Origin of the sequence: Tenacibaculum caenipelagi, from assembly GCF_004363005.1 — a bacterium.
GTDB classification, from domain to species: Bacteria; Bacteroidota; Bacteroidia; order Flavobacteriales; family Flavobacteriaceae; genus Polaribacter; species Polaribacter caenipelagi.
Genome location: NZ_SNYH01000003.1, coordinates 14041 through 32878, shown reverse-complemented (window position 1 = coordinate 32878; position 18838 = coordinate 14041). Strand labels below are relative to the sequence as shown.

The 18838-nt window shown below is 35.5% G+C and carries 18 protein-coding genes; 8 read left to right on the top strand and 10 right to left on the bottom strand.

Translation table 11 applies throughout. From position 1 onward, the window contains the following. Positions 1 to 249: 249 nt before the first annotated feature. The 8 genes from DFQ07_RS06505 to DFQ07_RS06470 form a co-directional block, all read right to left on the bottom strand. The gene (locus tag DFQ07_RS06505; protein WP_133535483.1) at positions 250 to 1311 is read right to left on the bottom strand and encodes a M20 family metallo-hydrolase; all 1062 of its coding nucleotides are present in this window, start codon (positions 1309 to 1311) and stop codon (positions 250 to 252) included. Next, entirely contained in the window at positions 1308 to 2084 is a 777-nt protein-coding gene (gene argB / locus DFQ07_RS06500; RefSeq protein WP_133535482.1) for an acetylglutamate kinase, read from the bottom strand. Before argB ends, DFQ07_RS06505 begins: the two co-directional genes overlap by 4 nt. Before the next feature lie 277 nt (positions 2085 to 2361). Beyond that, positions 2362 to 3300, bottom strand: a complete 939-nt coding sequence (locus DFQ07_RS06495; protein WP_133535481.1) for a Rossmann-fold NAD(P)-binding domain-containing protein — start codon at positions 3298 to 3300, stop codon at positions 2362 to 2364. Continuing rightward, positions 3297 to 4424: an aspartate aminotransferase family protein gene (locus DFQ07_RS06490; protein WP_133535480.1), complete on the bottom strand. Its 1128-nt coding sequence runs from the start codon at positions 4422 to 4424 to the stop codon at positions 3297 to 3299. The genes DFQ07_RS06495 and DFQ07_RS06490 overlap by 4 nt, the downstream gene beginning before the upstream one ends. Then, positions 4424 to 5221 (bottom strand): pyrroline-5-carboxylate reductase, encoded by a 798-nt coding sequence (proC, locus tag DFQ07_RS06485; RefSeq protein WP_133535479.1) that lies wholly within the window; start codon positions 5219 to 5221, stop codon positions 4424 to 4426. The genes DFQ07_RS06490 and proC overlap by 1 nt, the downstream gene beginning before the upstream one ends. A gap of 10 nt (positions 5222 to 5231) precedes the next feature. Further along, complete coding sequence (argC, locus tag DFQ07_RS06480) at positions 5232 to 6209, bottom strand: N-acetyl-gamma-glutamyl-phosphate reductase (protein WP_133535478.1); 978 nt, start codon at positions 6207 to 6209, stop codon at positions 5232 to 5234. 139 nt (positions 6210 to 6348) lie between these two features. Further along, positions 6349 to 7527, bottom strand: coding sequence for an argininosuccinate synthase (gene argG / locus DFQ07_RS06475; RefSeq protein ID WP_133535477.1), 1179 nt, complete (start codon positions 7525 to 7527; stop codon positions 6349 to 6351). After that, complete coding sequence (locus DFQ07_RS06470) at positions 7524 to 8135, bottom strand: GNAT family N-acetyltransferase (protein WP_133535476.1); 612 nt, start codon at positions 8133 to 8135, stop codon at positions 7524 to 7526. The genes argG and DFQ07_RS06470 overlap by 4 nt, the downstream gene beginning before the upstream one ends. 901 nt (positions 8136 to 9036) lie before the next feature. Between DFQ07_RS06470 and DFQ07_RS06465 the strand changes: the two genes are divergently transcribed. Genes DFQ07_RS06465 through ilvA form a run of 6 tightly spaced genes read left to right on the top strand, consistent with a single transcriptional unit; the run spans position 9037 to position 16677 of the window. Next, positions 9037 to 9924 (top strand): branched-chain amino acid transaminase, encoded by an 888-nt coding sequence (locus DFQ07_RS06465; RefSeq protein WP_133535475.1) that lies wholly within the window; start codon positions 9037 to 9039, stop codon positions 9922 to 9924. 1 nt (position 9925) lies between these two features. Further along, the gene (gene ilvD, locus DFQ07_RS06460) at positions 9926 to 11602 is read left to right on the top strand and encodes a dihydroxy-acid dehydratase (RefSeq protein WP_133535474.1); all 1677 of its coding nucleotides are present in this window, start codon (positions 9926 to 9928) and stop codon (positions 11600 to 11602) included. A gap of 10 nt (positions 11603 to 11612) precedes the next feature. Continuing rightward, entirely contained in the window at positions 11613 to 13346 is a 1734-nt protein-coding gene (gene ilvB / locus DFQ07_RS06455; RefSeq protein ID WP_133535473.1) for a biosynthetic-type acetolactate synthase large subunit, read from the top strand. Between the two features lie 6 nt (positions 13347 to 13352). Then, a complete protein-coding gene (gene ilvN, locus DFQ07_RS06450) occupies positions 13353 to 13880 on the top strand; it encodes an acetolactate synthase small subunit (protein WP_133535472.1) in 528 nt (175 codons plus the stop codon). A gap of 24 nt (positions 13881 to 13904) precedes the next feature. Next, entirely contained in the window at positions 13905 to 15407 is a 1503-nt protein-coding gene (gene ilvC / locus DFQ07_RS06445; protein WP_133535471.1) for a ketol-acid reductoisomerase, read from the top strand. Positions 15408 to 15411: 4 nt separating this feature from the next. Continuing rightward, the gene (gene ilvA, locus DFQ07_RS06440) at positions 15412 to 16677 is read left to right on the top strand and encodes a threonine ammonia-lyase IlvA (RefSeq protein ID WP_133535470.1); all 1266 of its coding nucleotides are present in this window, start codon (positions 15412 to 15414) and stop codon (positions 16675 to 16677) included. Between the two features lie 122 nt (positions 16678 to 16799). Here the strand turns inward: ilvA and DFQ07_RS06435 are convergent, their stop codons facing one another. Together DFQ07_RS06435 and DFQ07_RS06430 are read right to left on the bottom strand one after the other, a co-directional pair. Beyond that, positions 16800 to 17165: a YchJ family protein gene (locus DFQ07_RS06435; protein ID WP_133535469.1), complete on the bottom strand. Its 366-nt coding sequence runs from the start codon at positions 17163 to 17165 to the stop codon at positions 16800 to 16802. 4 nt (positions 17166 to 17169) lie between these two features. Next, positions 17170 to 17529 carry a hypothetical protein gene (locus DFQ07_RS06430; protein ID WP_133535468.1) on the bottom strand — a complete coding sequence of 120 codons (360 nt, stop codon included), beginning with the start codon at positions 17527 to 17529 and terminating at the stop codon, positions 17170 to 17172. A gap of 111 nt (positions 17530 to 17640) precedes the next feature. On the opposite strand from DFQ07_RS06430, the gene DFQ07_RS06425 reads away from it, so the two are divergent. Together DFQ07_RS06425 and DFQ07_RS06420 are read left to right on the top strand one after the other, a co-directional pair. Further along, positions 17641 to 18540 (top strand): DnaJ C-terminal domain-containing protein, encoded by a 900-nt coding sequence (locus DFQ07_RS06425; protein ID WP_133535467.1) that lies wholly within the window; start codon positions 17641 to 17643, stop codon positions 18538 to 18540. A 2-nt stretch (positions 18541 to 18542) separates the two neighbouring features. After that, a complete protein-coding gene (locus tag DFQ07_RS06420) occupies positions 18543 to 18833 on the top strand; it encodes a chaperone modulator CbpM (protein ID WP_133535466.1) in 291 nt (96 codons plus the stop codon). Positions 18834 to 18838 lie beyond the last annotated feature (5 nt).

Here is an 18838-nt window from a genome sequence, read left to right as displayed (position 1 = left end):
CTTTCGACTGTCGCTCAAGACAGGCTAAAGCGTGGCAATCTGTTTGTTATTAGTACTTCTTTTGGAAAGATAACCACGTCGCTATCGCTCCTCGTTATGACGGTTTATTTTATGTCACCTCGAACGTATGTGAGAGGTCTTAAAGCTATTGGTAACTCATTTTGTTGAGATTCCTCCTCGTACCTCGTTCGGAATGACGGTTGTTTTAGAAAAAGATGTCTTTATCTCTTTTCTATACTCTTTATTCTTCTAGAATACTTTCTCTAATAGCTTAATATATAGTTTAATACCTTCCTCAATTTCTTGAAGATAAATAAATTCATCAGCGGTGTGTGAACGTGTGCTGTCTCCAGGGCCTAATTTTAACGATGGACAGCTCAATACTGCTTGGTCAGATAGGGTAGGAGAACCATATGTTTGTCTTCCTAAAGCCAACCCTGCTTGTACTAATGGATGTTCTTTTGGTATTGAAGATGAATTCAAATTCAAACTTCTTGGTTGTATCTTACAAGGTGCGTGTTCCTGTAAAAAGTCACTGATTTCCTGATTGGTATATTGATCGTTTACACGAACATCGACCACTAATTTTACTTCGGAAGGAACAGCATTGTGTTGTTTCCCTGCATTGATTTGTGTTACTGTGAGTTTTACGTCTCCCAAGGTTTCCGAGGTTTTTTCAAATTCAACATCTTTAAACCACTGCAATACTTCAATACTGTTATAAATAGCATTATCGTGATTCGGATGTGCCGCATGACTTGGGGTTCCTTTTACCTCAGCATCAAAAACGACCAAACCTTTTTCAGTAATAGCTAAATTCATTAAAGTAGGTTCCCCTACAATAGCTACATCAATGTTTGGTAAGTTTTTCAGTAATTCGTTTAAACCGTTAGGACCACTACTTTCTTCTTCAGCAGTTCCTGCAAAAACAAGGTTGTAAGTCAAGTTTTCTTTTTGGTAGAAATGGGTGTAGGTCGCCAATAACGAAACTAAACATCCACCAGCATCATTACTTCCTAACCCGTAGAGTTTGCCATCTTCTACAATAGCTTTAAACGGATCTTTGGTATAGCCGTTATTAGGTTTTACCGTATCGTGATGGGAGTTGAGTAATAACGTAGGTTTGTTAGCATCAAAATGTTTATTTACTGACCACACGTTGTTCTGAGTTCTAGTGTATGGAATATCAAACTCTTTAAACCAGTTTTCTAGCAATAGGGCAGTAGCATCTTCTTCCGAAGAAAAAGAAGGTGTTTCTATAAGGTTTTTTAATAGATTGATGGCCTTTATTGTAAGTTCTTGTATTGTCATAATTGTAACGAGGTATGTTTGTTTTTTGAGTTAAATAGCATAGTTGTACTACCTATATGAACTTTGTGAACGTTATTTTTTAGGGCGTGAAAGCAATTGTCTAGTTTAGGAAGCATTCCTTCAAAGATGACTCCATCAGCTTTTAATTGCGCGTAGGATTCTGAAGTGATTTGTTCGATAATAGAGTTGTCATCGGCTATATCACTTAGCACTCCTGATTTTTCAAAACAGTAATATAGTTCTGTACTAAAATGAGCAGAGAGACCTATAGCAATTTCCGAGGCTATGGTGTCTGCATTTGTGTTCAATAACTGTCCGTTAGCATCGTGCGTAATGGCACAAAATACAGGAATTACTTCGTTATTAATTAATACGGTTAGTATTTGCGGATTTACGGTAATAACATCGCCTGCAAATCCGTAATCTATAGGTTCAGCAGGACGTTTAGTTGATACAATAGTATTTCCGTCCGCTCCTGTAAAGCCTATAGCGTTGGCGTTGTGCGCTTGTAACTGCGCAACAATTTGCTTGTTGATTTTACCTGCATATACCATAGTAATCAAATCTAAAGTTTGCGTATCGGTTACACGTCTGCCATCAATCATCGTCACAGGAATATTCAACTGTTTAGCCAATTCTGAAGCTAATTTTCCACCACCATGAACTAACACTTTTGGACCTTTTAACTGAGCGAAATCAGCTAAGAAGTTGTTCAAGGCTTTTTCATCATTAATGATGTTTCCGCCTATTTTAACAATCTTTATGGTTTTCATTTTTTAAGTTTTTAGTAATCGGTATTTACAAAGAGATTGCCACGCTTCGCTCGCAATGACGTCATAACGAGGAAGTCATTGAGCAAAGTCGAAATGGACGACGTGGTTATCTTATTAAGGTTACCTTTTACCATTTTGTTAATTATCTTTTAATTAAATGTCACGTCGAGTTATTTTTCGTACTGTAAGGAAGAAAAATTGTATCGAGACGTTTTCAAGTAGCTCTCGATACATCTCCCTCTGGTCGACACTAGAACTGACAAGTCAAAATTTAAATTCAACTTAAATAATTTAAAATCTCTTTTAATACTATTTGCGTAGCAAAAGTTCTGTTATTGGCTTGTTCAATCACAAGAGAGTTCTGACCATCTAAAACCGCATCTTCTGCTACCACATTTCTTCTAATAGGTAAGCAGTGCATAAATTTAGCAGCGCCTATTTTTTCCTGAGTAATCATCCAGTTAGGATCTTCGTTCAATATTTTACCATACTCATTAAAAGAACTCCAGTTTTTAGCATAGATAAAGTCGGCATTTTCAAAAGCTTTCTCTTGATCGTATTCGATAGGAAACTCTTTTGTAATTTCAGAATCTAACTCATACCCTTCGGGATGCGTTATAACAAATTCTACCTCCATGTTGTGCATGAGGTGTACAAAAGCATTGGCAACCGAATGTGGTAATGCTTTTGGGTGTGGAGCCCAAGACAACACAACTTTAGGTTTACTAACTATTTTAGTTTCGGTGATGGTAATCGCATCTGCCAACGCTTGTAACGGGTGGTCAGTAGCGCTTTCCATATTGATAACAGGCACCGTAGCATATTTTACAAAACTGTTGAGCACAATTTCAGAGGTATCTTTTTCTTTGTCTTTCAACGTCGGAAAAGCTCTTACCGCAATGATATCAGCATACTTAGAAATTACCATGGCAGCTTCTTTAATATGCTCAGATGTATTTAAATTCATCACCGTACCGTCTTCAAACTCCATATTCCAAGCGTTGGTAATGTTTAACACACTTACTTCCATACCTAAGTTTTTAGCCGCTTTTTCGGTACTTAATCTTGTACGTAAACTAGCATTAAAGAACAGCATGACTAAGGTTTTATGTTGCCCTAAATCAGCAAACTGATAGGGGTTTTCTTTTAATTGAATTGCCTTTTGAATAGTTTCTGAAAGGTTTTCAATATCGTTTAAGCTGGTGTATTTTTTCATGACAGTTCCTTTTTTAAAGCATCAAAAAACACATCGATATGTTGCTTTTGAATGGTTAATGGTGGAAGAATTCTTAATAAGTTCGGATTCTTAGCGCTTCCTGTAAAAATGTGATGTTTAAATATTAGATTCTTTCTTAGGTCAGCAATAGGAAAGCTGAATTCTAATCCTAACATAAGACCTCTTCCTTTTACAGCTTTTAGTTGTGGAATTGAAGCTGCTTGCTCCACAAAATACTCAGCAATTTGCTGTGCGTTTCCCATCAATTGTTCTTTTTGGATGGTTTTAAGAACAGCTAAGGAAGCGGCACAAGCTAAGTGATTACCACCAAAGGTAGTTCCTAGTAAACCGTAAGAAGCCTCAATACTTGGATGAATTAAAATTCCACCCACAGGAAATCCGTTCCCCATTCCTTTTGCCATAGAAATGATATGCGGAGTAATTCCATGCTTTTGAAAAGCAAAGAAATCACCTGTTCTACCAAAACCACACTGAATTTCATCAGCAATAAGTACGATGTTATATTGTTGGCACAAGTTTTCTAAACCTTTATAAAAAGCTGTTGAAGCTTCGTCTAATCCGCCAATCCCCTGAATGGTCTCAATAATAATAGCGCAAACATCATTGTTTTGTAAAGCCTTTTTAACACCTTCCAAATCTTCAAACTCTAAAAAGATAACCTCTTGTTGTGCATTGATAGGCGCTACAATCTTAGGATTGTCTGTAGCTGCTACCGCAGCAGAAGTACGTCCGTGAAAAGAGTTTTTAAAGGCAATTACTTTTTGCTTACCAGTGTGAAAAGAGGCTAGTTTTAAAGCATTTTCATTGGCTTCAGCTCCTGAGTTACACAAGAATAACTGATAGTCTTTACAACCAGAAATGTTTTCTAGTTGGTCAGCCAATTCAACCTGTAACGGATTCTGAATCGCGTTGCTATAAAAGCCTAGTTTGCTTACTTGTTCACTAATATTTTTAACATAGGCAGGGTGTGAGTGGCCTATAGATATAACAGCGTGACCGCCATATAGATCTAAATATTCTGCGCCTTTATCGTCGTATACATATACATCGTTGGCGGTTACTGGGGTTATATCAAATAGAGGATATACATTAAATAAACTCATTAGTTTTCTTTTTTTATGGTATTAATTTTGTTAAAAGAGGCTACCATTCCTTGTATTAATGCTGCACTTAACCCTTTGTGTTCCATTTCATTCAAACCTTCAATGGTACAGCCTTTTGGAGTGGTAACTTTATCGATTTCTTCTTCAGGATGATTTCCTGTAGCTATGAGTAGGTTGGCAGCACCTTCACTAGTATGCATAGCGAGTTCTTGTGCTTCTTTTGCATCGAAACCTAACTGAATAGCGGCTTGTGTAGTTGCCCGTATTAAGCGCATCCAAAAAGCAATTCCACTAGCACATATTACGGTGGCTGCTTGCATTTGACTTTCAGGAATAATCATTGAAGTGCCTAATTGATTGAAAATAGTCGTAGCCGTTTGCAGGTGTGCTTTTCCTTGAGTATTACTACAAATACAGGTCATAGATTTACCTACAGCAATAGCCGTATTAGGCATAGCTCTCATAATAATGGCATCAGATCCAATAAGACTTTCCATTTTTTCAATAGAAAATCCAGTAATAGTGGAAATTAGTATATGATTGTCTGATAATAGGGGAGCAGTTTCTTTTAAAAGAGCTTCTAAATGTGTTGGTTGTACAGCAAAAATTAATACATCAGATGCTGTGATTGCTTCCTTGTTATTAGAACTAATGAAAACGTTGGGTACCTCTTTAAATTCATTAAGTTCTTCAATGTTTCTCTTGGTTAAGAAAAGTTGAGAAAACGAATTGTTTTGTGTCAATCCTTTAGCGATTGATTTTCCTAAGTTACCTGTTCCTATAATTGCTATTTTCATATCTTTTATTTTAAAAATAAGTTGCTTTTAGTTGTAATCCTGTGTCTTCCTGAAAACCAAACATCAGGTTCATGTTTTGAACTGCTTGTCCTGAAGCTCCTTTTAATAAATTATCTATAATGCTTGTTATTAAAAGTTTATCTCCGTGTTTATGCAAATGAATTAAACACTTATTGGTGTTTACTACCTGTTTTAAGTGTAGTTCATTATCAGCTACGTGTGTAAAAACAGCATCTTTATAGTAGTTTGAATATAGTTGTTGTGCTTCTTCTAAACTTCCTTCAAAATCTGTGTATAGCGTTGCATAAATACCTCTGGAAAAATCTCCTCTGTTAGGAAGAAACAATACCTCTGATTCAAAATTTGATTGAAGTATATGCAAGGTCTGATTGACTTCTCCTAAATGCTGATGTGTAAAAGGCTTGTAGTACGAAAAATTGTTATCTCTCCACGTAAAATGTGTGGTAGTAGATAATGAAGTTCCTGCACCAGTAGCACCAGTAACTGCATTAACATGTATATCATTCTGTAACAAATCAGCATCAGCTAAAGGTAATAGCCCTAATTGAATAGCCGTAGCAAAACAACCTGGATTGGTAATATAAGAAGCGTTTTGTATTGCTTCTTTTTGAAACTCAGGTAAACCATACACAAACTCTTTTCCTTGAAAATTACTATCTGCTTTTAGTCTGAAATCATTTCCTAAATCAATAATTTTTGTATGATTAGAAAAGGTATGTGTTTCTAAAAACTGTTTAGAATTTCCGTGCCCTAAGCATAAGAATAATACATCTACTGAAGCATTGATTTTATTGGTGAATGTTAAATCGATACTCCCCACCAAATCCTGATGGACATTCGCTATTTTATTACCGGCATTAGAAGTGCTATACACAAAATCAATAGCAGCTTTTGGGTGTTGTAATAAAAGCCTGATTAGTTCTCCTGCTGTATAACCAGCACCTCCGATGATTCCTACTTGTATCATATTGTTTGTTGTTTTAAATAGTAGAATGAGTTTTCATTCATTAGATCATCACGTCGTTATCACTCCTTATGATGACGTTTTTGTCATTGCGAGCGGAGCGTGGCAATCTGTTTATTGTTAATCACTCACTGTTTACTGTCTATTGATTAACCTGTTGATATATTTTATTCTGGTTTCCTAAGATTTTGATAAAACCTTTAGCATCTTCAGCGGTCCATCCTTTGTTTAGTTCACCGTAGCTACCAAATTTGACATTCATTAAATCATGTGGAGAATCAATTCCATCTAGTGTAAAATGATATGGCTTAAGGGTGACAAAAACACCCCCAGTAACTTTTGACTGACTACTCTCTAAAAAAGTTTCCATATCTCTCATCACAGGATCTAAATACTGACCTTCATGTAAATGCATACCATAAAAGCTAGCCAAGTATTCTTTGTGTTGCAATTGCCATTTAGTTAAGGTGTGCTTTTCTAACAAATGATGCGCTTTAATTGTGATTAACGCAGCAGCAGCTTCAAAACCAACTCTTCCTTTTATTCCAACAATAGTGTCGCCTACGTGAATATCTCTACCAATTCCGAATTTTGAAGCTAGGGCATTCAATTGCTCTATATTTTGTACAGGAGCTTTTTCATCATCATTAATGGCTACTAGTTCCCCTTTTACAAACGAAAGTTTTACTTGTTCAGGTACTGCTTTTGTTACTTGAGAAGGATAGGCGTGTTCTGGTAACGGATGTTCTGAGGTTAACGTTTCTTCACCTCCGACACTGGTTCCCCATAAACCTTTGTTTACAGAATATTTAGCTTTTTCCCATGACAAATCAATACCGTTATTTTTTAAGTACTCAATTTCTTCCTGTCTTGAAAGTTGTAAATCTCTTATAGGTGTGATGATTTCAATTTCAGGAGCAATGATTTGAAAAATCATATCAAACCTCACCTGATCGTTTCCAGCACCTGTACTACCATGAGCGATATAGTTAGCATCAATACTTTTAGCGTAGTTTACTATTTCTATGGCTTGTATAATTCTTTCAGCACTTACAGAAAGTGGATACGTGTTGTTTTTTAACACGTTACCAAAAATTAAATACTTAATTACTTTGCTGTAATAATCAGTTACCGCATTAATGTTTTTATAGGTAGCCACACCCATCGTGTAGGCATTTTCTTCAATTTTTTTAATTTCTTCGGAAGAAAATCCACCAGTATTCACGCTAACAGCATGAACTTCATATCCTTGTTTTGATAAGCTTACCGCACAGTACGAAGTATCTAATCCGCCACTATAAGCAATTACTAATTTTTTCATTTTTTGTCTTTTTTTAGGAAGATGGTTTCCTTAATTCTTTTTAGTCTTTGAAAGACTTTCTCTTTAACTTTTATGTTTTGAGTTTTTTTGTTAGGATCGTATAACATGCCAGTACATAAACACATTTTTTGTTGAGTACGTTGTAGCACATCGTAATTTTTACAGGTCTGACATCCATTCCAAAAAGACTGATCTTCTGTGAGTTCAGAAAAGGTTACAGGTTTATAGCCTAGTTCGCTATTCAGTTTCATAACCGCCAAACCAGTAGTAATACTAAATATTTTAGCATTAGGAAATTTAGCTTTAGAATGCCCAAAAACTACTTTCTTAATTTGTTTGGCTAAACCAATACCTCTATAATTTGGGTGAACAATCAACCCAGAATTGGCTACAAATTTGCCATGACTCCAGGCTTCGATATAACAAAAACCAGCAAATTGATCGCCATCTAAGGCAATAACAGCGTTACCATTTTCTAGTTTTGTAATGATGTATTCTGGTTTTCTTTTGGCAATTCCTGTGCCTCTAACCAGAGCAGCTTCGTCAATAGTTTGACAAATAATTTCGGCATACTTACTATGCGATTGATCAGCAATAACAACTCTCATTGAAATTGATTTTAGATAAACATTTTGTTAAAAATCGGTGGTTTGAAAAGAAGAACCGGACGCACCTAGGTTCCCAAAAGAAATAGCACCCTTACGGGCGACGTCGGATAAAAATAGGTCGTACAATAACTGCGTTATTGAAAACAATAACAAGAGTTAGTAACGATATAAAAATGTAGATTATAGAAATCAAAAGGATGAAAATAAAATTATACAATACTCAGTTTTGTGCAAGGAAAGACTAGCGTCGGTTGAAAGACCGCACTGATAAACTGGGTATATTGTTGTATATTTTATTCGTTTGCATAATGCTACAAATCTATAAAATAAATTTTGATAAATGCTAAATAAAAAATAAAAATTCATATAATCATAAGTAAAACAGTAGGTTAAGGGCTGTGTTTTTGAAAGAAGAAATCAAAAAATCAAAAAAATATTAGGATAACTAAAAAATAATTTCAAATATTTGTGACATCAAATGAAAAAACAAGTTTTAAATATCATTTCTATTATTATTGTCATTGTGATTATTTCACAAGGATAGGGAAGCGGTATTTAATATTTAACATATAAATTAATTAAGAAGGCTTCCTAAATTTTAGGAAGCCTTTTTTAGTTGCAAAAAACATGAATCAAATTTTTAACATCGTGGTAATTATTATTGTCATTATTAGCTCTCCACCGAGTTGATACAGATAGTTATTGCCTATAAGGAAGCCTGTATCTAACTCAAGATACAGGCTTTTTTTATACCGTGAATATCATAATGGTTTGGTTTTAAGTGTTTGGTTTTAAGGTTTTTGTGTGTTTTTAAGAGTCGGTGAAAATCATCGAAGCCTTAAAAAACAAGAAAGTAAAGTAAAAAGCGAAAAATAATTTTGAACAGTAAAAACAACTAAAAATGTACTATAACGAGGAAACAGTAATTTTTTACAACGGACAGTTTATCAAAGCGAAAGATGCTAGCGCTAATTTGTATAGCCAAAGTTTACATTACGGGAACGGAGTTTTCGAAGGTATCAGAGCTTATAATACAACGGAAGGAACTAAAGTCTTTAAGTCGTATGAGCATTACAAAAGGCTAAAGTATGGAGCAGAAGTAATGAATATTCAATTGGATTATTCAGAAGAAGAATTAACCGAAATCACTTACGAATTATTAGAGCGTAATGGTTTGAAAGATGCTTACATCCGTCCGCTAGTCACTACTGGAGCCGATATGAGTTTGTTGACTTCTAAAGAAACCAACTTAGTTATTCAATGCTGGGAATGGGGAAAATATATGGGAGATAAATTACTACGTGTAAAAACGTCTTCGTTCCAACGGCCGAATCCAAAATCATGTTTTGTAGAAGCTAAAGTAACAGGTCACTATACTAACTCAATACTATCAACTAACGAAGCAAAGAACAATGGTTGTGACGAAGCATTGTTATTAGATATGAACGGTAATGTGGCTGAATGTTCTGGGGCAAATGTTTTTATGCAGAAAGAAGGGAAGTTATACACGCCACCAAGAGGTCACATTATGGCAGGAATTACCCGTGCTACGGTTATCGATTTATGTAAAGAAGAAGGAATTTCTGTTGAAGAAAGGCATTTTACGCTAGAAGAATTAAAAAATGCAGACGCTTGCTTTTTTACAGGAACTGCAGCCGAAGTAGTTGGATTACAGTCGCTAGACGATTATCAATTTCCCCTATCATGGGAAAAATCACACGGACACAAACTAATGAAATTATACAAAGACGAAGTATTAGGCTTACGTCAAAAACGAAAAGCAAGCTAACATGGAACTAAACAAATTTAGTAAACAAGTAACGCAAGATGATACGCAACCGGCAGCACAAGCCATGTTGCATGCCATAGGGTTGTCTAAATCAGATTTAGAAAAACCGTTGGTTGGAATTGCAAGTACGGGGTACGAAGGAAATCCGTGTAACATGCACTTAAACGATTTAGCAAAATTGGTAAAAGAAGGAACTGAAAATGCAGATTTAGTAGGGTTGATATTTAATACCATAGGCGTTTCCGACGGAATTTCTATGGGAACACCAGGGATGCGTTATTCTTTACCTTCTCGTGATGTGATTGCCGACTCTATGGAAACGGTGGTACAAGCGATGTCATATGACGGTTTGGTAACCGTGGTTGGATGTGATAAAAACATGCCAGGAGCACTAATGGCGATGTTGCGTTTAAACCGTCCTTCAGTTTTAGTATACGGGGGAACTATTGCGTCTGGGTGTCATGAAGGGAAAAAGTTAGATGTGGTATCAGCTTTTGAAGCTTGGGGAGAGAAAGTTGCCGGAACGATTACAAAAAAAGAATATCAAAGTGTCATAGAAAAAGCATGTCCGGGGGCAGGAGCTTGTGGAGGAATGTACACCGCAAATACTATGGCGTCAGCAATTGAAGCTTTGGGTATGAGTTTACCTTACAATTCATCTAACCCTGCGATTAGCGATGACAAAGAGCAAGAATGTGTCAATGCAGGGGAAGCGTTACGGGTATTACTTGAAAAAGACATCAAACCATCAGACATCGTTACTAAAAAATCGTTGGAAAATGCAGTACGATTGGTAACAGTTATGGGAGGTTCTACCAATGCAGTTTTACACTTTTTAGCTATAGCAAAAGCAGCAGATGTGCAGTTTACTTTAGAAGACTTTCAACGTATTTCTGATGAAACACCATTTTTAGCCGATTTAAAACCTAGTGGAAAATACTTAATGGAAGATGTACACAAAGTAGGAGGTACACCAGCAGTTTTAAAATATTTACTAGAAAAAGGGTTGTTACATGGAGATTGTTTGACTGTAACAGGAAAAACATTGGAGGAAAATTTAGCAGCGGTTCCAAGTTTAACGGAAGGGCAGGAAGTAATTAAGCCGACAGAACAACCTATCAAAGCTACAGGACATCTACGAATGCTTTACGGAAATTTGGCAAAAGAAGGTTCTGTAGCGAAAATAACAGGAAAGGAAGGATTGTATTTTTCAGGAAAGGCAAAAGTTTTTGAAGGAGAATATGAGGCAAATGACGGGATACGAGACGGAAAAGTAGAAAAAGGGGACGTAGTGGTAATTCGCTATGAAGGTCCTAAAGGAGGTCCTGGAATGCCAGAAATGCTAAAACCAACAGCTGCTATTATGGGAGCAGGATTAGGTAAAGAGGTTGCGCTAATTACCGATGGACGCTTTTCTGGGGGAACGCACGGATTTGTAGTAGGTCACATTACACCAGAAGCCCAAGAAGGTGGTGTAATCGCTTTGGTAAAAGATGGAGATACCATAACCATTAATGCAGAAACTAATACGATTAATCTAGAAGTTTCTGAAGAAGAATTAGCCAAAAGAAAACAAGAATGGACAGCTCCACCTTTAAAAGTAAAAAGAGGAGTGCTATATAAATATGCAAAAACAGTAGCATCAGCATCTAATGGGTGTGTAACCGACGAATTTTAACACTTTTACTATGGAAACAAAAACGAAACAACAAACAGAACTAGAAAAAAAACAGAAAGTAACCATTACAGGTGCAGAAGCTGTAGTAAAATGTTTATTAGCAGAAGGAGTCGATTTATTGTATGGGTATCCAGGAGGAGCTATTATGCCTGTATATGATGAGTTGTATAAATATCAAGATAAATTGCATCATGTCTTAACACGTCACGAACAAGGAGCCACACATGCGGCACAAGGCTACGCTAGAGCTACAGGTAAAGTAGGAGTAGCGATAGCAACTTCAGGTCCAGGAGCAACCAACTTAATTACAGGGATAGCCGATGCGCAAATAGATTCTACTCCAATGGTATGCATTACAGGACAAGTAGGAGCACATTTATTAGGTTCTGATGCATTTCAAGAAACAGATATTGTGGGAATTTCAACTCCCGTAACTAAGTGGAATTATCAAATAACGAAAGCGAGTGAGATACCCGAAGTAATGGCAAAAGCATTTTATATCGCTCGTTCAGGAAGACCAGGACCTGTTTTGGTTGATATTACTAAAAATGCGCAGTTTGAAGAGTTTGATTTTGAATATAAAAAATGTACATCGGTACGAAGTTATCAACCTGTTCCGAGTATGAACATACAAAGTGTTGAAGCAGCTGTTGAACTGATTAACAATGCGGAAAGACCATTTGTAGTTTGGGGACAAGGAGTAATACTTGGAGAAGCTGAAGAAGAATTTAAAACATTTATAGAGAAAGCAGGAATTCCATCGGCAAGTACATTGTTAGGTTTATCAGCTTTACCAACTAAACACCCTCTACATGTAGGTATGGTTGGAATGCATGGAAATTATAGTCCGAATAAACTTACCAATGAATGTGATGTATTAATCGCTATCGGAATGCGTTTTGACGATCGTGTTACAGGAGATTTGAACCGTTATGCGAAACAAGCTAAAGTGGTGCATTTTGAAATAGACCCTGCGGAAGTTGACAAAAATGTAAAGACAGATGTAGCTGTTTTAGGAAATGTAAAAGAAACCTTAACGGCAGCACTATCTCTTTTAAAAGCTAATTCACACAAAGAGTGGTTACAAGAATTTAGAAATCTCGATGCAGTCGAGTTTGATAACGTGATAAAAAATGATTTGTTTCCAACCAAAGAAGGTTTAACAATGGGAGAGGTTATCAAGCAAATAAATGAAACCTCTGAAGGAAAAGCCATTGTAGTTACCGACGTGGGTCAACATCAAATGGTAGCAAGTCGTTATGCGGAATTCAACCAAACAAAAAGTAATATTACTTCTGGTGGATTAGGAACTATGGGATTTGCCTTACCTGCTGCGATTGGTGCTAAAATGGGAGCTCCAGAGCGAGAAGTAGTAGCTGTGATTGGTGACGGAGGTTACCAAATGACTATACAAGAACTAGGAACAATTTTACAAACCAAAGCAGCGGTTAAAATTGTGGTACTCAACAATGAATTTTTAGGAATGGTACGACAATGGCAGCAGTTGTTTTTTGACAAACGATATGCTTCTACAGTAATGACAAACCCTGATTTTGTAGCAATTGCTAAAGGATATCATATGGCAGCTAATAGAGTTACCAAAAGAGAAGAATTGGCAACAGCTGTTCAAGAAATGATGCAATCTAAAGAAGCCTATTTCCTAGAAGTTTGTGTAGAAAAGGAAGATAATGTATTTCCAATGATTCCAACAGGAGCATCGGTATCTGATGTTCGATTAAAATAAGAAAATATGAATACAAAAAACACCTATACAATTTCAATTTATACAGAAAATAATGTTGGATTGTTAAATAGAATATCAGCAATATTCCTACGTAGACACTTGAATATAGAGAGTGTTAACGTATCAAAATCTGAAATTAAAAGTGTGTCTAGATTTACGCTTTTAGTGAAGGTTACTGAGGAACAAGTTAAAAAAATCATTGGTCAGATTGAAAAGCAAGTAGAGGTAATCAAAGCTTTTTATCATACGGATGAAGCAACAGTTTACCAAGAGTCCTGCTTGTTTAAATTAAGTACAGACTTACTGATTCAAAATGATGAAATTCAAACCATCATCAATCAAAGTAAATCAAGGGTAATTAATATAAACAAAAACTTTTTTGTTCTTGAAAAATCTGGTACCAAAGAAGAAGTAGAAGAACTATATCACATTTTAGATAAGCATGGTATCATGCAATTTGTTCGGTCTGGTAGAATAGCTATTACGAAAGATGAAATGCCAGTATCAAAACTATTACAATTAATAAAAGCATAAACAAACAACACAAATACAATAGAAATGAAAAATTATTTCAACCAATTATCACTTAGAGAGCAATTAGAACAGTTAGGAAAATGTAGATTCATGAATGCTGAAGAATTTTCAGAAGGAACTACAGCATTAGAAGGTAAAAAAGTGGTAATTGTAGGATGTGGAGCACAAGGATTGAATCAAGGGTTAAACATGCGCGATTCAGGATTAGATATTTCATATGCATTACGAGAAGCAGCTATTAAAGAGCGACGCCAATCGTACAAAAATGCAACAGAACACGGTTTTGAAGTAGGTACCTATGAAGAATTGATTCCAACTGCTGATTTGGTTTGTAATTTAACACCCGATAAACAGCACACACAGGTAGTAAATGCAGTAATGCCATTAATGAAATCAGGAGCGACTTTATCCTATTCTCACGGATTTAATATTGTTGAAGAAGGCATGCAGGTACGTAAGGATTTAACCGTAATTATGGTAGCGCCAAAGTGCCCAGGAACAGAAGTAAGAGAAGAATACTTGAGAGGATTTGGTGTACCTACATTAATTGCGGTACATCCAGAAAACGATCCAGAGAGTAAAGGATTGGCACAAGCAAAAGCCTATGCTTATGCTACAGGAGGACATAAAGCAGGAGTGTTAGAATCATCGTTTGTTGCTGAGGTAAAATCAGACTTAATGGGAGAGCAAACCATCTTATGTGGAGTGTTACAAACGGGATCTATTTTATCATTCAATAAAATGGTTGAAGAAGGAGTAGAGCCAGCGTATGCTTCTAAATTAATTCAATATGGGTGGGAAACGATTACCGAGGCATTAAAACATGGTGGGATTACCAATATGATGGATCGTTTATCAAATCCAGCAAAGGTTAAAGCCTATCAACTTTCCGAAGAATTAAAAGAAGTGTTAGCTCCATTATTTAACAAACACATGGATGATATCATGTCAGGACATTTTTCAAAAACCATGATGGAAGACTGGGCAAACGATGATGTAAATCTATTAACATGGAGAGCGGCTACTGGAGAAACACAATTTGAGAAAACAACTGCTACTTCTGAAGAAATTTCAGAACAAGCCTATTTTGATAAAGGAACTCTATTAGTTGCTTTTGTAAAAGCTGGGGTAGAATTAGCATTTGAAACGATGGTGAAATCGGGAATTATTTCAGCATCGGCATACTATGAATCGTTACACGAATTACCATTGATCGCCAATACTGTAGCACGTAAGAAGTTGTTTGAAATGAACCGTATTATTTCTGATACTGCTGAATATGGATGTTACTTATTTGATCATGCTGCTAAACCATTATTGACTGATTTTATGAAATCGGTAAATACTGATGTTATTGGAAAAGAGTACAGTGCTACCAACGAAGTAGATAATCTTGAATTAATTAAAGTGAATAAAGCAATTCGTAATCATCCTATTGAAAAAGTAGGAGCAGAATTGCGAGAAGCAATGACGGCTATGAAGGTTATCAAAACCAATGTCAGTCAAGAAGAACCTGTTTTAGCATAATCGTATGGAAGTTCAAAAAGAAACTTATTTTCCTAAATTAACAGCAATACAACAAGCTGCCACAACTTTAAAAGAGGTTGTGGCAGTTACTCCACTGCAAGAAAACTTCAATTTATCTAGACAATTTAACGCAAACATCTTTTTAAAAAGGGAAGATTTACAGCAAGTCCGTTCGTACAAGATTAGAGGTGCTTATAATAAAATAAGCTCATTAACAGAGGAGGAATTAGTTAATGGAATTGTGTGTGCCAGTGCAGGAAATCATGCCCAAGGAGTTGCCTTAGCATGCAGAAAAAAAGAAATCTATGGAACTATTTATATGCCTGCACCAACACCAAAACAAAAGGTAGAACAAGTAAAAATGTTTGGGGGTGATTTTGTAGACATTCGATTGATAGGTGATACGTTTGATGATGCTTATAAGGCAGCAAAACTCTTATCGGATAGTTTGCAAAAAACATTTGTACATCCGTTTGATGACGAAAAAATTATTGAAGGGCAAGCTACAGTAGGCATGGAGGTTTTAGAACAAGCACAACAACCTATAGATTATGTTTTTGTACCTGTAGGTGGTGGTGGATTGGCTTCTGGTTTATCAAGTGTTTTTAAATTGTTATCTCCTAAAACAAAGATTATAGGAGTAGAGCCAGCAGGAGCACCTTCTATGAAAAAATCGTTAGAAGAAAATAAGAACGTTGTATTAGAAAACATAGATAAGTTTGTTGATGGAGCGGCAGTACAGCAAGTAGGGGAGTTGACTTACAAAATCTGTCGAGAGAATTTATCGGATATGATTACGGTTCCTGAAGGAAAAGTATGTCAAACCATTTTAGAGATGTACAATAAAGAAGCAATAGTGGTTGAACCTGCTGGAGCTTTGACTATAAGTGCTCTTGATTTTTACAAAGAAGAACTGGAAGATAAAAATGTTGTGTGCGTTATTAGCGGAAGTAATAACGATATCACTCGTACGGCCGAAATAAAAGAACGAGCATTGTTGTACAGTAAATTGAAACACTATTTTATCATTCGTTTTCCTCAGCGTGCAGGAGCTTTAAAAGAATTTGTAGCTGAGGTATTGGGAGAAAATGATGATATTACTTTTTTTGAATACTCTAAAAAAACCAATAGAGAAAATGGTCCTGCAGTTGTAGGTATAGAACTAGAGAAAAAAGAAGACTTACAACCATTGATTCATCGAATGAAACAGCGAAACTTTTATGGTGAATACCTAAATGATAAACCTAATTTATTTGAATTCTTGGTGTAATATTAATAAGACTGTCTAGAGTGTCATTTCGACCTAAGGGAGAAATCTTTTGAATATTTGTTACTCATTTGTAAGAGGTTCCTCCTCATACTTCATTCGGGATGACATTGTTTTTGACAGTCTTATTTTTGACCAAGATATACCCAATGGTCATTTTCTTTACAAAAAACAGAGTTTTCGTGAATCACATCGATATTCCCATTTTCCATAAAAAAAGCTTTGAATTCAACAGTAGTTTCTGTTGCGTGTAGCACTTCTAGCTTTATCCAATTAACAGTTTTTGTCCAAGCTAAAATTTCTTTCTTTTCTCGCTTAGAAGGTCTGGTACTACTATGGTGACTTTTTTGTAGGTAATCAATATTTGCTAGTACAAAAGCACTGTATCTTGAACGCATTAAAGCTTCAGCTGAGGTAACTGAATGAATGTTTTGATGTGCTTTTTGACAGCAATCAGAATACTTTTTGCTAGGGTTACATGGACACTGCATAATGTTAATTGATTAATTCGGGTTGTTCTTGTATTCTAAAGCAACGTTCTTCTCCTAGAAATAAAGGGTTTCCATATTTTTCAGACCAAAATCCGTCTAAAATATTTTTGGAAAGACAAGAATATACAGCTACACCTTTGTAGATAGTGTTATCATCACCAGTGTAGTTAAAATTGATAGCTAAAATATTATTTTTAAAGAAACCAGTTCCAAATTGTTCCTGTTCGTTGTTAATTAACCATTTGGCAACTATTCTGTTGTTTTCGTCAAGAGTCAAAGAAAGTGTTCCTTTATAAGTGTTACTATTTTCGTCTTGGTTGCTACTAATAATGTTGTAGGTTCCGATTAAATCTTCTATCGTCATGAATCTTCATTAAAAATGCAAAAATAAGAATAAATTAAGTGGAGGTTATAATTAGCTTAACACGATAATATTTTGTATATTTTCAAGTGTTTTACACTAGCTATCAGTACTATGGAGTTTGTAGATTATTATAAAATTTTAGGGGTAGACAAAAAAGCTTCACAAGATGCTATAAAAAAAGCCTATCGTAAACTAGCGAGAAAGTATCACCCAGATACAAATCCGAATGATGAGGAAGCGAAAAAAAAATTTCAGCAAATAAACGAAGCGAATGAAGTATTGAGTAATCCTGAAAATCGAAAAAAATACGATGAGTACGGAGAGAACTGGCAACATGCAGAAGCGTATGAAGAAGTCAAAAAACAACGAGGGTACCAAAGTGGATTTGGTAGCGGAGGTTCTTATCAGCAATATTCTTCTTCTGGTTTTGAAGGAACTGATTTTTCTGATTTTTTTAATGCAGCTTTTGGAGGAGGAAGAACTGGTAGACGTTCAACACAATTTAGAGGACAAGATTTTAATGCCTCTTTACAATTAAACTTAAAAGATGTATATACTTCACAAAAACAAGTGCTTACTATAAACGGTAAAAAGATACGAATTACGATTCCTGCAGGAGTAGAAAATGGGCAAACCATTAAAATAAAAGGACACGGAGGTGAAGGGTTGAATGGAGGACCTAAAGGAGATTTATACATCACTTTCGAAATTATTCCTGATGCCCGCTTTAAGCGAGATGGAGCTAATTTATATACCGAACAAGCTATTGATTTATATACGGCGGTTTTAGGTGGAGAAGCTGTGATTGATACTTTTGTAGATAAGGTAAAACTTAAAGTAAAATCAGGAACTCAGAATGGAACTAAGGTTCGATTGAAAGGAAAAGGATTTCCGAAGTATAAAAAAGAAGGTCAGTTTGGTGATTTATATGTGACTTATAAAGTGAATATTCCAAAGAATCTAACAGATGAACAGCGTGATTTATTTACAAAACTTTCTAAAATGAAATAGACATGAGCGATAAAGAACTAATAAGTGTACAAAAAGTTATTGTTCATCATAATTTGGATGAACAATTTATTGAAAGTATTGAATCTTTTCAGCTTATAGAATTTGTGGTAAAAGATTCAGATAGATATGTATATATAGAACAGTTGCCTACTTTAGAAAAAATAATCAGATTGTATTATGATTTAGAAGTCAACATGCAAGGTATTGACGTAATTAATAATATGTTAGATAGAATGGATGCTATGCACAGAACCATTCAACAACTACAAAATAAATTAAAATTATACGAGTAGAAACA

What these genes read in the sequence shown, in the direction of transcription:
- argB (WP_133535482.1), bottom strand. Translation starts at nt 2,084, where the DNA reads ATGAAAACCATAAAGATTGTTAAAATAGGCGGAAACATCATTAATGAT.
- DFQ07_RS06430 (WP_133535468.1), bottom strand. Translation starts at nt 17,529, where the DNA reads ATGACGATAGAAGATTTAATCGGAACCTACAACATTATTAGTAGCAAC.
- DFQ07_RS06470 (WP_133535476.1), bottom strand. Translation starts at nt 8,135, where the DNA reads ATGAGAGTTGTTATTGCTGATCAATCGCATAGTAAGTATGCCGAAATT.
- ilvB (WP_133535473.1), top strand. Translation starts at nt 11,613, where the DNA reads ATGGAAACAAAAACGAAACAACAAACAGAACTAGAAAAAAAACAGAAA.
- DFQ07_RS06425 (WP_133535467.1), top strand. Translation starts at nt 17,641, where the DNA reads ATGGAGTTTGTAGATTATTATAAAATTTTAGGGGTAGACAAAAAAGCT.
- proC (WP_133535479.1), bottom strand. Translation starts at nt 5,221, where the DNA reads ATGAAAATAGCAATTATAGGAACAGGTAACTTAGGAAAATCAATCGCT.
- DFQ07_RS06435 (WP_133535469.1), bottom strand. Translation starts at nt 17,165, where the DNA reads ATGCAGTGTCCATGTAACCCTAGCAAAAAGTATTCTGATTGCTGTCAA.
- DFQ07_RS06420 (WP_133535466.1), top strand. Translation starts at nt 18,543, where the DNA reads ATGAGCGATAAAGAACTAATAAGTGTACAAAAAGTTATTGTTCATCAT.
- DFQ07_RS06505 (WP_133535483.1), bottom strand. Translation starts at nt 1,311, where the DNA reads ATGACAATACAAGAACTTACAATAAAGGCCATCAATCTATTAAAAAAC.
- DFQ07_RS06465 (WP_133535475.1), top strand. Translation starts at nt 9,037, where the DNA reads ATGTACTATAACGAGGAAACAGTAATTTTTTACAACGGACAGTTTATC.
- ilvN (WP_133535472.1), top strand. Translation starts at nt 13,353, where the DNA reads ATGAATACAAAAAACACCTATACAATTTCAATTTATACAGAAAATAAT.
- ilvC (WP_133535471.1), top strand. Translation starts at nt 13,905, where the DNA reads ATGAAAAATTATTTCAACCAATTATCACTTAGAGAGCAATTAGAACAG.
- ilvA (WP_133535470.1), top strand. Translation starts at nt 15,412, where the DNA reads ATGGAAGTTCAAAAAGAAACTTATTTTCCTAAATTAACAGCAATACAA.
- DFQ07_RS06495 (WP_133535481.1), bottom strand. Translation starts at nt 3,300, where the DNA reads ATGAAAAAATACACCAGCTTAAACGATATTGAAAACCTTTCAGAAACT.
- ilvD (WP_133535474.1), top strand. Translation starts at nt 9,926, where the DNA reads ATGGAACTAAACAAATTTAGTAAACAAGTAACGCAAGATGATACGCAA.
- argC (WP_133535478.1), bottom strand. Translation starts at nt 6,209, where the DNA reads ATGATACAAGTAGGAATCATCGGAGGTGCTGGTTATACAGCAGGAGAA.
- DFQ07_RS06490 (WP_133535480.1), bottom strand. Translation starts at nt 4,424, where the DNA reads ATGAGTTTATTTAATGTATATCCTCTATTTGATATAACCCCAGTAACC.
- argG (WP_133535477.1), bottom strand. Translation starts at nt 7,527, where the DNA reads ATGAAAAAATTAGTAATTGCTTATAGTGGCGGATTAGATACTTCGTAC.